This window comes from Halomonas sp. McH1-25 (assembly GCF_022348165.1).
GTDB lineage: Bacteria > Pseudomonadota > Gammaproteobacteria > Pseudomonadales > Halomonadaceae > Modicisalibacter.
Genome location: NZ_JAKRFI010000009.1, coordinates 191,124 through 205,244, shown reverse-complemented (window position 1 = coordinate 205,244; position 14,121 = coordinate 191,124). Strand labels below are relative to the sequence as shown.

General features: G+C 61.6%; 10 protein-coding genes. 3 read left to right on the top strand and 7 right to left on the bottom strand.

Annotation, left to right across the window (positions count from 1 at the left end):
* Window positions 1-279 precede the first annotated feature (279 nt).
* Together pssA and ilvC are read right to left on the bottom strand one after the other, a co-directional pair.
* Window positions 280-1,143, bottom strand: a complete 864-nt coding sequence (gene pssA / locus MHM84_RS19405; RefSeq protein ID WP_239268328.1) for a CDP-diacylglycerol--serine O-phosphatidyltransferase — start codon at window positions 1,141-1,143, stop codon at window positions 280-282.
* Window positions 1,144-1,301: 158 nt separating this feature from the next.
* Window positions 1,302-2,318, bottom strand: a complete 1,017-nt coding sequence (gene ilvC / locus MHM84_RS19400) for a ketol-acid reductoisomerase (protein ID WP_239268326.1) — start codon at window positions 2,316-2,318, stop codon at window positions 1,302-1,304.
* Between the two features lie 160 nt (window positions 2,319-2,478).
* Here ilvC and ilvY point away from each other — a divergent pair, with 160 nt between their 5' ends.
* Window positions 2,479-3,363, top strand: coding sequence for an HTH-type transcriptional activator IlvY (ilvY, locus tag MHM84_RS19395; protein WP_239268324.1), 885 nt, complete (start codon window positions 2,479-2,481; stop codon window positions 3,361-3,363).
* A gap of 56 nt (window positions 3,364-3,419) precedes the next feature.
* Here ilvY and ilvN read toward each other — a convergent pair whose 3' ends face one another.
* Together ilvN and MHM84_RS19385 are read right to left on the bottom strand one after the other, a co-directional pair.
* On the bottom strand, window positions 3,420-3,911 hold the full coding sequence (gene ilvN / locus MHM84_RS19390) for an acetolactate synthase small subunit (protein ID WP_019020239.1): 492 nt from the start codon (window positions 3,909-3,911) through the stop codon (window positions 3,420-3,422).
* Window positions 3,911-5,635 carry an acetolactate synthase 3 large subunit gene (locus tag MHM84_RS19385; protein ID WP_239268322.1) on the bottom strand — a complete coding sequence of 575 codons (1,725 nt, stop codon included), beginning with the start codon at window positions 5,633-5,635 and terminating at the stop codon, window positions 3,911-3,913. The genes ilvN and MHM84_RS19385 overlap by 1 nt, the downstream gene beginning before the upstream one ends.
* A 558-nt stretch (window positions 5,636-6,193) precedes the next feature.
* Between MHM84_RS19385 and treF (MHM84_RS19380) the strand changes: the two genes are divergently transcribed.
* A complete protein-coding gene (gene treF, locus MHM84_RS19380; protein ID WP_239268320.1) occupies window positions 6,194-7,816 on the top strand; it encodes an alpha,alpha-trehalase TreF in 1,623 nt (540 codons plus the stop codon).
* Between the two features lie 124 nt (window positions 7,817-7,940).
* Here treF (MHM84_RS19380) and clpB read toward each other — a convergent pair whose 3' ends face one another.
* A complete protein-coding gene (gene clpB / locus MHM84_RS19375; protein ID WP_239268318.1) occupies window positions 7,941-10,529 on the bottom strand; it encodes an ATP-dependent chaperone ClpB in 2,589 nt (862 codons plus the stop codon).
* 181 nt (window positions 10,530-10,710) lie between these two features.
* Between clpB and treF (MHM84_RS19370) the strand changes: the two genes are divergently transcribed.
* Window positions 10,711-12,381, top strand: coding sequence for an alpha,alpha-trehalase TreF (treF, locus tag MHM84_RS19370; protein ID WP_239268316.1), 1,671 nt, complete (start codon window positions 10,711-10,713; stop codon window positions 12,379-12,381).
* Here treF (MHM84_RS19370) and pgeF read toward each other — a convergent pair.
* Both pgeF and rluD read right to left on the bottom strand, forming a co-directional pair.
* The gene (pgeF, locus tag MHM84_RS19365) at window positions 12,378-13,133 is read right to left on the bottom strand and encodes a peptidoglycan editing factor PgeF (RefSeq protein WP_239268313.1); all 756 of its coding nucleotides are present in this window, start codon (window positions 13,131-13,133) and stop codon (window positions 12,378-12,380) included. The genes treF (MHM84_RS19370) and pgeF overlap by 4 nt on opposite strands.
* Window positions 13,130-14,089: a 23S rRNA pseudouridine(1911/1915/1917) synthase RluD gene (gene rluD / locus MHM84_RS19360; protein ID WP_239268311.1), complete on the bottom strand. Its 960-nt coding sequence runs from the start codon at window positions 14,087-14,089 to the stop codon at window positions 13,130-13,132. Before rluD ends, pgeF begins: the two co-directional genes overlap by 4 nt.
* Between the last annotated feature and the right edge of the window lie 32 nt (window positions 14,090-14,121).

Genomic DNA, 14,121 nt, shown 5'->3' with positions numbered 1-14,121 from the left:
CTCTTTCTCAGCGAACCGAGAAAAACCCCAACAGAAACAGCGCCTTGCGCCACCCTCACCGCCAACAACGTGTGCCCGTCGTCAGCAGCGGATGCGTACTTTACGGATCGCCAGGCGACTTGGCAAGCCCTTCATCACAAAAAATTGTCGTAAATGTCATGCCGTCGTCACCCCTTCGCGTGACGACATTATCCACAACGGGTTTCCTGCGCCGGCAGCCAACCGGGTGTGGATAACAAAACGCCCGCACAGGGCGGGCGTTTTCAAGGAAAGAGTTGGTCACTCGCTCGGCTTTTCGGCAGTCGCCTGATCGGGTGCCGGCTGGCCTTTGAGCTTGCGCATGGTAGCCATCACCGGACCTGACGCCACATAGCAACCGAACAGGATGAGCAGCATCACGGAAGGTTCCAGCGAGATCACCACGAAGCCCAACACAATCGCCAGCAAAGCGACGAACGGAACGGGCCCCTTGAGGTCGATTTCCTTGAAACTGTAGTAGCGTATATTGCTCACCATCAGCACGCCCGCCGCTGCAACCACCAGCGTCATCAGCAGCTTGAAGGAGAACGCCTCTGCGTCGAAGCTATGGAAGACCCAGACGCAACCGGCGACAAGGGCGGCGGCCGATGGGCTGGGCAGGCCAATGAACCACTTTTTGTCGGCGGAACCGATCTGCACGTTGAAGCGCGCCAGACGGAGCGCCGCACAAGCCACATAGACGAAAGCGGCAATCCAACCGACCTTACCAACGTCCTGCAATATCCAGGTGAAGGCGACCAGCGCCGGCGCCACACCAAAAGAGAGCATGTCTGCGAGACTGTCGTACTCGGCCCCGAACGCACTCTGCGTGTTGGTCATCCTGGCCACACGGCCATCGAGACCGTCGAGCACCATCGACACGAACACCGCTACAGCTGCAGCGGTAAAATCGCCGTTGATGGCGGCGACTACGGCATAGAAACCGGAAAACAGCGCTGACGTCGTGAACAAATTGGGCAACAGATAGATGCCGCGACGCCGGACCTTCTTGCCGTTCTCGACCGTTTCCTCGACAACGTCGGTCTCCCGCGCGAACTCAGAGAACTCGGAACTGAACTGGTGTGCAGAGGAATCGGATTCGGGGTGCTTACTATCCTGAGTCATAAAGTCTCGTCGTCCATTGCCATACCTGAGCATGAATTTGCATTCTACACCCTGCCGCCCCTAACGATAGGCGCTGACATCGCCTTTGCGCCAACCCGAAATGACGAAGGCGCGGAAATCCGCGCCTTCGTCCGGTCTCGCCAATTGGCAATCGCCGATCAGTTCTTGCTCTTGTCGACCAGCTGATTGGCGGCGATCCAAGGCATCATGGAACGCAGCTTTTCACCGACCTGCTCGATGGGATGCTCAGCGTTGAGACGACGACGGGCATGCATCGAGGGGTAGTTGGTGTTGCCTTCCTGGATGAACATCTTGGCGTATTCACCGGTCTGGATACGCTTGAGCGCATTGCGCATCGCAGCACGGGACTCATCGTTGATGACCTCGGGCCCGGTCACGTACTCGCCATATTCCGCATTGTTGGAAATGGAGTAGTTCATGTTGGCGATGCCGCCCTCGTACATCAGGTCGACGATCAATTTGAGTTCGTGCAGGCACTCGAAGTAGGCCATTTCCGGCGCGTACCCCGCCTCGGTCAGGGTTTCGAAACCGGCCTTGACCAGTTCGACGGCACCGCCGCAAAGCACTGCCTGCTCACCGAACAAGTCGGTTTCGGTCTCGTCCTTGAAGGTGGTCTCGATGATACCGGTACGACCGCCGCCGATTGCCGCTGCATAGGACAAGGCAATTTCCTTGGCCTGGCCGGAAGCGTCCTGCTGAATCGCGATCAGGTCGGGAATGCCGCCACCTTTGGCGAACTCGGAGCGCACGGTATGCCCAGGCGCCTTGGGTGCGATCATGATCACGTCGAGATCGCTACGCGGCACGATCTGGTTGTAATGGATGTTGAAGCCATGCGCGAATGCCAATGTCGCGCCCTGCTTCAGGTTAGGCTCGATCTCGTTTTCGTAAATGGCTTTCTGATTCTCGTCGGGCGCCAGGACCATGACCACATCCGCTTCGCGGCTGGCATCGGCAACCGTGGCGACCTTGAGGCCAGCGGCTTCGGCCTTCTTGGCAGAAGACGACCCGGCACGCAAGGCGACGGTCACGTCGACACCGGATTCCTTGAGGTTATTGGCGTGGGCATGGCCCTGAGAACCGTAACCGACGATAGCGACCTTCTTGGCCTGGATGAGCGAAAGGTCACAATCCTTATCGTAATAAACGCGCATGTCTGGAGCTCCAATCGGCAAAAGTGAGATGTGTCAGCGTTGATGGCCGCGCTATCTTGTGCAGCGCTGGTGTCTTGGCAATGGCGGCCACGATACGCCAGGCAAATCATTGCGTAAAACGCTATATTTGCAATGCAACGATTCAAAAAGTGAAATACGAATGGACCTGCGCCCGTTACGCCATTTCCTGACGCTAGCCGACACCCTGCACTTTGGACGCGCCAGCGATGCCTGCCACGTCAGCCCATCCACACTGAGCCGCACCGTACAACAACTGGAGGATAGCCTGGGTGCACGTCTTTTCGAGCGCGACAACCGGACGGTGCAACTGACCCAGGAGGGCCGTCTTTTTCAACAGTACGCGCGCGATGCCCTCGAGCAGTGGGAATTGCTACGCCATTCGCTGATGGAGGAAGCTGGCGAGCTTGCCGGTGAAATCAGTATTTATTGCTCGGTCACGGCGAGCTACAGCTTTTTGTACGAGCTGCTGAGCGAGTTTCGTCTGCGCTACCCGCGCATCGAGCTCAAGCTGCATACCGGCGATCCTGCCGATGCCATTGGTCGCGTGCTGGGTGGCGACGAGGACATGGCCATCACGGCCCGCCCGGAAACCCTGCCCACCCAGCTCGCCTTCAAACCCATCGCGGTATCGCCGCTGGTCTTCATTGCGCCCAGCGAAGCGGCCGACTGGCTACCGGCCTCGACGGCCCGGCCCAGCGCCGACGAGTGGTCACGTGCGCCGATGATCCTCTCGGAGTCCGGCCTGGCCCGCGAACGCACCGATGCTTGGTTTCGCAACCTTGGCATCAAGCCGCACATCTATGCCCAGGTCGCCGGCAACGAGGCCATCGTCAGCATGGTCGGGTTGGGCTTCGGTATCGGCGTTGTTCCCAAGATCGTGCTCGACAACAGTCCTCTGGCCGACCGTGTAAGGCTGCTCGACGTTCAGCCGGAACTGCCCCCCTACGACGTGGGCCTGTGCGTCACCGAAAAGAAACTTCGCAACCCGCTGATTCGCGCCCTGTGGGAACAGACGGCGACGTGACACGCCGGGCACGAAAAAGCCGCTCCGAAGAGCGGCTTGAATCGACCGGTGAGAGCCTAGAGGCTCAGAATCTTGTCGCCTCGCGAGATTCCCGACACGCCGGTGCGCGCCACCTCGAGAATACCAATGGGCGCCATGGCCTGCAGGAAGGCATCCAACTTGCCGGCATCGCCGGTAATCTGGACGGTATAGACGCTCGGTGTAACATCGACGATCTGGGCACGGAAAATATCCGCCGTGCGCTTGACCTCGTCACGCTGTGCCCCGAGAGCCTTGACCTTGACCAGCATCAGCTCACGCTCGATGTGGTTGCCCTCGGTCAAATCGACCAGTTTGACCACGTCGATCAGCTTGTTGAGATGCTTGGTGATCTGCTCGATCACCCGATCGTCGCCCACCGTAGTCACGGTCAGGCGCGACAGGGTGCTGTCTTCGGTCGGCGCCACGTTCAGCGACTCGATGTTGAAGTTACGCTGAGAAAACAGCCCCACCACGCGGGACAGGGCGCCGGGTTCGTTTTCCATCAGGATCGAAATGATATGGCGCATCAGGTCCGCTCCGTCTTCGAAAGCAGCATGTCACGCATGGAGCCCAGGGGCACCTGCATCGGATAGACGTGCTCGCGCGGGTCGACATAGATGTCGAGGAACACCAGCTCGTCCTTATGGGCAAAAGCCCGCTCGAGCGCCGGCTCGAGATCCTCTTGACGTTCTACTTTCAGCGCAGTGAAACCATAAGCCTCGATCAGTTTCTGAAAGTCCGGCAGCGACTCCATGTAGGAATGCGCGTGACGGGACTTGTAGTTCAGATCCTGCCACTGGCGCACCATGCCCAGTGAGCCATTGTTGAGGTTGACGATCTTCACGCCGACCCCGAACTGCTTACACGTCGACAGTTCCTGCATCATCATCTGAAAACTGCCTTCGCCGGTAATGCAGACCACGTCGTCGTCCGGATAGCTGAGCTTGATCCCCATGGCTGCCGGAAAGCCGAAGCCCATGGTGCCCAGGCCGCCCGAGGTAATGAAGCGATTGGGCTTGTCGAACTTGTAGTACTGGGCAGCGAACATCTGGTGCTGGCCGACATCCGTGGTCACGAACGCCTCGCCACGGGTCACACGGCACAGCGTCTCGATCACCTGCTGGGGTTTGAGCGGCTCGCCGGGTTCGGACGGATCGTAGAGCTTGCCGCGCCGTTCCTCGCGCCAACCCTCGATCTTCTCCCACCATTCGCTGAGTGCATCCGGATTGCTTGGCTCACGCCCCTGGACAAGGCTGATCATTTCGTCGATGACGCTGCCCGCCGGTCCGACGATGGGCACATCGGCACGCACGGTCTTGGAAATCGAACTGGGGTCGATATCGACATGGATGATCTTGGCGGTCGGACAGAACTTCGAGGTGTTGTTGGTGACGCGATCGTCGAAGCGTGCCCCGATGGCAACGATCAGATCGGCATGATGCATGGCCATGTTCGACTCATAAGAGCCATGCATGCCCAGCCAGCCCAGCGACTGACGATCGTTCTGCGGGTAGGCCCCGATGCCCATCAGCGTGGTGGTGATTGGGTAACCCAAGCGCTGGACCAAGTCGGTCAGACCTTCGCAGGCCTGCCCGGTAACCACGCCACCGCCGGTATAGAACACCGGCCGACGCGCCTTGAGCATCATCTCCACGGCCTTCTTGATCTGGCCGGTATGGCCGCGAGTGACCGGATTGTACGAGCGCAGCTTGACCTTCTTGGGATAGACGTATTCGTAGCGCTCGGTGGGGGCGGTCATGTCCTTGGGAATGTCGACCACCACCGGGCCCGGGCGTCCCGAAGCCGCGAGATAGTAGGCCTTCTTGAGCACCGTCGGAATCTCCGACGGGTGGCGAATCGAGAAGCTGTGCTTCACGATCGGCCGGGTCACGCCGACGATATCGGTTTCCTGAAAGGCATCCTCGCCGATCAGGTGGCTGGCGACCTGACCACACAGTACGACCATCGGGATCGAGTCCATGTAGGCCGTGGCGATGCCGGTGACGGCATTGGTCGCGCCAGGCCCCGACGTGACCAGCACGGTCCCGGGCTTGCCCGAAGCACGGGCATAACCGTCGGCGGCATGGGTCGCGGCCTGTTCATGACGCACGAGAATATGTTTAACATCGTCCTGACGGAACAGTGCATCGTAGATATGCAAGGCTGCCCCGCCCGGGTAGCCGTAGATATATTCGACGCCCTCATCCTTCAGGAAGCGGGCGATCATATCGGCGCCGGAAAGCAGTTCCACAGTTGGTATCTCCCCTGGAGGTCTCGAGTGCCAATTCGCCCCCTGGCGCGGTGGCGAATATCGAGTGCGGCGGTACGCCGCTGCCGGCCATTGCCGGCACCTGATGCCAAACCCTGGCGTTGTCCGACCCGGATAGGGCCTGCACTCTTCATCGCGACGGATCGCCGCGTCGGGGGTTAGGCCAGGCCAGGCGGTTAGCCCGAACCCGGAAAATCCTTAACAGGCGGGTAAAGGTCGGCGGACCTACCCTTCACGCAGCATTCGGGGATCGCCCGGCAGCGCCACGCCCATGAATCAGGAACGGACAAGATTCCAATAGCCCCCGGCCGCTGTCAACCGTGAATCCACGACCAGGCCCATAAAGCGCAGCTTTATCGAGCCATTGAATGTGAACATTTCGACATAAGCTTGAAGACCAAGCGGTCTTCTTCATACTTTATTTTTCAAAAATCACTTAGACGAAAGTCGAAACCCGAAGGGAGGTAAGTGATGCGGGGTGCGATGCATAACGAGTGGCCACTCCAGACACTTGACACATCCCATGGAGGTACAGCGTGCGTGCCGGGATATCATCAGGATGGCAATGCCTGCGTCAAGCCGCTGGAAGACCTCGCGACACCTCTCGGGTCGCATATTACGCTGCCCCCCAACCTACTGTGGGGCGAGCTGTTCTATGCCGTTCAGGAGCGCCAGATATTCACGGACAGCAAGACCTTCGTGGATCTGGTGCCGAACAGCACGCCCGAGGTGATTCTCAACGAGTTTCATCGGCTCAAACACGAGCCCGGCTTCGACGATGCGGCGCTACTCGCCTTCGTGAATACCTATTTCCGTTCGGAAACCCTGCCGGACGAAGTTTATTGCTCCGTGCCCGGCCGTGACATTACCGAGCACATCGATGCTCTATGGTCGGCCCTGACCCGGCATCCACTGCGCGAAACGCCGCCGCTGTCATCACGCTTGCGGCTGCGCTATCCCTACCTGATCCCGGGCGGGCGCTTCAACGAGATCTACTACTGGGACTCGTATTTCATCATGCTGGGGCTCGAGGAGAGCGGGCGCAATGACCTGGCCTGCAATCTGGTGCACAACCTGGCTCATTTGATCCGCGAGTACGGTCATGTACCCAATGGCAACCGTACCTATTACCTGACCCGCTCACAGCCGCCCATGTTTTCGAGCATGGTCAAGCGCCTGGCCGAGCGTCATGACGGCCATGCCTATCAGCGTTTCCTCCCCGAGATGGAAAAGGAACACGCCTACTGGATGGACGGCGCGGAGTCCCTGGCTCCAGGCCAGGCGCACCGGCGCGTGGTAAGGCTCGATGACGGTACGCTGCTCAATCGCCACTGGGACGACCTGTGCATACCGCGCCAGGAGTCCCACCACGAAGACGTCGGCACCGCCGAGACCGGCACCCGCCCGCACATCGACGTGTGGCGCAACCTGCGTGCTGCGACGGAGAGCGGCTGGGATTACTCGTCTCGCTGGTTCGCCGATGGTGCAACGATGAACACGATCCGCACCGTGGATATCGTGCCGGTGGATTTGAACACTCTACTGCATCATCTGGAAACGACTCTGGCCTATGCCCATCAGCTCAACGGAAGCCATGCCCAGGCGGCGCATTACCGCCAACTGGCCGATGCACGGCTCCAGGCCATCCATCGCTACTGCTGGGATGCCGACCAGGAGCGTTTCGGCGATTATCTCTGGCAGGAAGCGCAACTGACCGAGAGCATCAACGGGGCCATCGCCTTCCCGCTCTACTACGGCATCGCCAGCGCACACCAGGCCGAATGCACTGCCCGTCTGCTCGAGCGCGAGCTGCTTCAGGCCGGCGGCCTGGCGACGACGACCTGCAAGACCGGCCAGCAATGGGACGCCCCCAATGGTTGGGCACCGCTGCAGTGGGTGGCGATCGGCGGCCTACGCGATTATGGTGAGCATGCGTTGGCACGCACTATCGCCGAGCGTTGGATCGCCACCAACCTGCAGCGCTATTCGCTTGAGCACAAGCTGCTCGAGAAATACGACGTATGGACCAATCAGCATGCCGGTGGCGGGGAGTATCCCGCCCAGGACGGGTTCGGCTGGACCAACGGTGTACTGCGCAAACTGATGGCGCTCTATCCCCAGACACAGCCACAGCCGATGCCTGACGCCCCCTCCTTTGCCTGATGCCGATCCGAGCGCAGCCTGCCCAAGGCTTCGCTCCATTCGTATGAACGCTTTTCCTCTCGAGTCGCCATAAAAAGGCCCGCCTAACGGCGGGCCGAAAAGGGCCATAGGACGCGACCGGAAGTCACTTGCCGAAGACCAGATGTCCATCCTCGGCGGTTACGCGGATGGTGTCGCCAGGCACGAAGCGTCCGGACAGCAAGTCCTGCGCCAGCGGGTTCTCGATCCGGCTCTGAATGGCCCGCTTGAGCGGACGTGCGCCGAAGACCGGATCGAAACCCACCACGGCCAGTTGCGCCATGGCGTCGTCGCTGATCTCGAGACTGAGATCGCGCTCGGCCAGACGCTGACGCAAGCGGTCGAGCTGAATGCTGGCAATCGCCTGGATCTGTTCCTGCCCCAGGGCATGAAACACCACCACTTCGTCGATACGGTTGATCAGCTCGGGACGGAAGTGGTTGCCCACGACCTGCATGACGGCATCTTTCATTCGAGTGTAGTCGCTGTCATCGCCACCGAAACGCTGGATGATGTCGGAGCCCATGTTCGAGGTCATGACGATTACCGTATTGCGGAAATCCACGGTGCGCCCCTGGCCATCGGTCAGGCGCCCGTCTTCCAGCACCTGAAGCAGGATGTTGAAAACATCCGGGTGCGCCTTCTCGACCTCGTCGAGCAGCAATACCGAGTACGGCTTGCGACGTACAGCCTCGGTCAGGTAACCGCCCTCTTCATAGCCGACGTACCCCGGCGGTGCACCGATCAGGCGAGCCACGGAGTGCTTCTCCATGAACTCGGACATATCGATACGCACCATGGCTTCCTCGGTATCGAAGAGGAAATTGGCCAGCGACTTGCACAGCTCGGTCTTGCCCACCCCGGTCGGCCCAAGGAACAAGAACGACCCGTTCGGCCGGTTGGGATCGGCGAGCCCGGCCCGCGAGCGACGCACTGCATTGGCTACGGCAGTGACCGCTTCGTCCTGGCCGATGACCCGCTCGTGCAGCGCTTCTTCCATACGCAACAGCTTGTCGCGCTCGCCCTCGAGCATCTTGGCCACCGGAATGCCGGTCCAGCGCGACACAACCTCGGCGATCTCCTCTTCGGTGACATTGGAACGCAGCAACACGTGGTGCGCCGGATCGCTCTTGCCATCACCCTCGCCGGCCTCGGCGATCTTCTTCTCGAGCGAGGGAATCACGCCATACTGCAGCTCGGACATGCGGCCCAGATCGCCCTGGCGACGTGCCGCCTCGAGGTCGATTCGCGCCTGTTCGAGCTCGGCCTTGTATTGGGCCGCCCCCTGGATGCTGGCTTTCTCGGCCTTCCAGACCTCCTCGAGATCGGCATACTCACGCTCGAGCTCGCCAATCTGCTCCTCGAGCCCTTCGAGTCGCTTGCGCGAAGCCTCGTCGGTCTCTTTCTTGAGCGCCTCGCGCTCCATCTTGAGCTGGATCAGACGTCTGTCTAGGCGATCCATCTCTTCCGGCTTGGAGTCAAGCTCCATGCGAATGCGCGACGCCGCCTCGTCGATCAGGTCGATGGCCTTGTCGGGCAACTGACGGTCGGTGATGTAGCGCTGCGACAGCTTGGCGGCAGCGATGATCGCCCCATCGGTGATGTCCACGCCATGGTGCACCTCGTAGCGTTCCTTGAGGCCACGCAGGATGGCGATGGTGTCCTCTTCCGTAGGCTCGTCGACCAGCACCTTCTGGAAGCGGCGCTCCAGCGCGGCATCCTTCTCGATGTACTTGCGATACTCGTCGAGGGTGGTCGCGCCTACGCAGTGCAGTTCACCGCGCGCCAGCGCCGGCTTGAGCATATTGCCGGCATCCATGGCGCCCTCGGCCTTGCCGGCGCCGACCATGGTATGCAGCTCGTCGATGAACAGGATTACCCGGCCCTCCTCCTTGGCCAACTCGTTGAGCACCGCCTTCAGGCGCTCCTCGAACTCACCGCGGAACTTGGCCCCCGCCAGCAACGCGCCCATGTCCAGGGCGAGCACCTGCTTGTCCTTGAGGCCTTCCGGCACTTCGCCGTTGATGATGCGCTGAGCCAGGCCCTCGACGATGGCGGTCTTGCCCACGCCGGGCTCGCCGATCAGTACCGGGTTGTTCTTGGTGCGCCGCTGCAGCACCTGGATCGTCCGGCGGATCTCGTCGTCACGGCCGATCACCGGATCGAGCTTGCCATCGGCAGCGCGGGCAGTGAGGTCCAGAGTGTACTTGTCGAGCGCTTCGCGGTTGTCCTCGGCGCCGGCATCGTCGACCTTGGCACCGCCGCGCAGGCTGTCGATGGCCGCCACGACACTCTTCTTGGACAAACCGGCCTGAGTCAGCACCTTGCTGACGGCATGGTTCATTTCCAGCGCTGCGAGCAGGATCAGCTCACTGGCGATGTACTGATCGCCACGCGCCTGGGCTTCGCGATCGGCCAGGTTGAACAGTCGCGCCAGATCCTGGCTCATGGTCACGTTGCCGTCGAACTGGCCTACCTTGGGCAGATTGTCGAGATACTCGACCAGACCGTCACGCAGGCGCGCGACATCGCCGCCGGCCTTCTGAATGAGCCCCTTGATGCCGCTGTCGCGGGCATCGAGCAGGGCCGACAGTACATGGCCCGGGTCGAGCTGGTTGTGGCCGCGCCCCACGGCGAGCGACTGGGCCTCGGCCAGAGCGTTCTGCAACTTGCTGGTCATGCGATCGATTCGCATCGAAAACCTCCATTGGGGTGATGGCACGTTCTGACGCGCCACAGTCCCTGATTCATGTTGACTTACTCTATGGAGGTATGGTGGGCGCGTTTCAAGTCGCCCGGCTGGTAAAAAGCCCCTACTTTGATGGGTATCAAAAGGCCGCCACTCGACAAGCAGCGGCGCACGAAGGGATACGACCATGCAATGCCGAGCAAGCAGTAGCGGCTGGCCACTCGCCGCGGTACTGACGTTGTGCCTGTCTGGGCTGCCTGCCAGTGGGTTCGCCGATACGCCGCTGCCTTCCTCTCCCGTCCAGGAAGCGGCCGACATTCCGCCGCCCCCTGACCTGCTATGGGGCGACCTGTTCTTCGACGTCCAGACCCGGGGCATCTTCGAGGACAGCAAGACCTTCGTCGACCTGATTCCCACGCAACCTGCCCCCGCCGTGCTGGAGGATTACGCGCGCTTCGCCGAATCTCCCGCTTATACCAACGATGCGGCCTTGCGCGATTTCGTCGAAGAGCACTTCCGGACCGACCAGGTCGAGGAGCACGCCCCGCTGCCGGAAGGCCAACCGGTCATCGAGCACATCGATGCGCTGTGGCCCGTGCTGACGCGAGAACCCGACACGCGCGAGAGTCGCTGGTCCTCGCGACTGCCGCTGCCGTACGCCTATGTCGTGCCAGGCGGTCGCTTCAATGAGATCTACTACTGGGATTCCTACTTCACCATGCTCGGCCTGCTCGAAAGCGGTCTGCAGGCGCGGGTGCGCGACATGACCAACAATTTCGCCTACCTGATCGAAGAATACGGCCACATTCCCAACGGCAACCGGACTTATTACCTGACCCGCTCGCAGCCGCCCTTCTTCGCCAGCATGGTCGATCTGGTGGCATCGTTCGAAGGCAGCGCTGCCTATACCCGCTATTTGCCTGCGCTGCAGGCCGAGTACGACTACTGGATGGACGGCGCCGAAACGCTGGCCCCGGGCGAGGCCTACCGGCGCGTGGTACGCCTGGACGATGGTCGACTGTTGAACCGTTACTGGGACGACGCCAATACGCCGCGCCAGGAATCGTTCAGTGAGGACCTGGCCACGGCCGAGGAGAGCGCACGACCTGCGACCGAGGTCTGGCGCAACCTCCAGGCAGGTGCCGAAAGCGGCTGGGACTTCTCGTCACGCTGGCTGGCCGACGAAGCGACACTGGCCACCATTCGCACTACTGATATTGCCCCGGTGGATCTCAATAGCCTGCTCTATCATCTGGAACGCACCCTGGCCAAGGCTTACGCCCTCGATAGACGGCACGAACAGGCACAGGCGTATCGGCAACGGGCCGATGCCCGCCGCCAAACGATCCGCGACGTCTTGTGGAGCGAGGCGGACCAGGCCTTCGGGGATTACCTCTGGCAGCAGGATCGCCTGACCGGCACCCTGAGTAGCGCCACCGCTTTTCCATTGTTCTACGGTATCGCCGACGCCGAGCAGGCGGCGGGCACGGCATTGACCCTGGAACAGGACCTACTGATGCCCGGCGGGCTGGTCACCACGCTCAACGACACCGGTCAACAGTGGGACGCGCCCAACGGCTGGGCACCGCAGCAGTGGGTCGCCATCGAGGGACTGCGCCAGTACGGCAATCATCGTCTGGCACGCATGATCGCCGAGCGCTGGGTCGCCACCAACCTGGAGCGCTATCGGGCGGAAGGCAAGCTGGTCGAGAAATACAATGTCATCGACAACCGCCGGGCCGGCGGCGGTGAATACCCGGCCCAGGATGGTTTCGGCTGGACCAATGGCGTGCTGCGCAAGCTGTTGGCGCTCTATCCGGAACTGGCGGATAAAGCAGTGGCTCAGGGGGTTAACTAGCGCAGCCAGATGACGCTGGCCATTCGCCCTGTCACACCATCGTCGCGTCGGTGGGAGTAAAAGCGCGACTCGCTCGAGGTGCAGAAGTGTCCTCCACTGATGTGCGAGACGCCCAGTCGCTCGAGCCGCAGTCGCGCCAGGCGATAGAGATCGCACATGTAATGACCCAGACGGTAGGGACTGTGATCGAAGGCACTGGCGGCTTCGGGCTGAACCGCCACGAAGGCGTCGAAGACTTCCTTGCCGACCTCGAACTGGGCATTGGATATCGCCGGCCCGAGCCAGGCCATGACGTCATCCGGCGAGCAGCCCAGCGCCGCCACGCTTGCCTCCAGCACGCCGCCGGCAAGACTGCGCCAACCGGCATGCGCCAGGCCGACCCGGGTACCCCGGCGGTCGCACAGGAAAACCGGCAGGCAGTCCGCAGTGAGAATGACGCAGGCATGCTGCGCATCGAACGCCACGGCGGCATCGGCCCTGGGAGGCGTTGCGGCGAACTCGGGCCGGTACTGCTGGATGACGTTGGCGCCGTGCACCTGATCGAGCCACAGCAGCGGCCGACTATCATCCAGTTGCTCGGCTAACAGGTCACGGCATAGTGCAACCGTCGCCGGATCGTCGCCGACATGCAATGCCGGGTTGAAGGCGGCATACGGACCCTGGCTAGGGCCGGTTTCCCGAGTGGTGACGAAAGCGCCAACGGTGCTGGGGGCCGGCCAATCGGGCAGTAGCAAAGTCGGTTGATCGCTCATGCGCGCTCCTCACTATCGACTCTCAGGTAATCGAGCAGCATCAGCAGGTCGTCGGGCAGATCGGCACGAAACTCCACCGACTCGCCATGGCGGGGATGAATGAAGGCCAGCTTGCGCGCATGCAACGCCTGACGCGGAAACTCGCGCAGAATTTCCTTGAGTGTTTCCGATGCACCGGCCGGAACCTTGAATCGTCCACTGTAGAGTGCATCGCCGATCAACGGAAAGCGCCGGTGGGCCATGTGCACACGAATCTGGTGAGTGCGTCCGGTTTCCAGGCGGCAACGGACATGCGTGTGGCCGCGAAAGCGTTCGACGACCCGGTAATGGGTGATCGCCGGCTTGCCCGACTCGGTCACCGCCTGACGCTTGCGATCCTTGGGATGGCGCCCGATGGGCGCATCCACGGTCCCGCCGGCCGTCATCACGCCTATGACCACGGCATCGTACTCCCGCGACACGGTGCGCGCCTGGAGTTGTTCGACCAGCGACGTCTGCGCCGCCAGCGTCTTGGCCACGACCATCAGGCCGCTGGTGTCCTTATCGAGGCGATGCACGATCCCCGCTCGGGGAATCGCCGCCAGTTGCGGGCAGTGATGCAGCACGGCATTGAGCAGCGTGCCGTCCGGGTTGCCCGCTGCCGGATGCACCACCAACCCTGGCGGCTTGTCGATGACCAGCACATCGTCGTCCTCGTGGACGATCTCGAGGTCGATGGCCTGGGGTTCCCAGCGCGCCTCGGCTTCCAGCACGGTGTCGAGGGTCAGCCGCTCGCCCCCGTATACCTTGTCCTTGGGGCGGGCCTGGGCGCCATCCAACGTCAGTGCGCCCTGCTTGATCCAGCTCTTGATGCGCTCGCGAGAAAAGTCGGAAAACAGCTCCGCGGCGGCCTGGTCGAGGCGCATGCCGACCATGGCATCGGGAATACATTCGTCGCGATGAAGGGTTTCTGACATAGTGAGCGGATAGCCTGTGAGTTTCGCCCCTG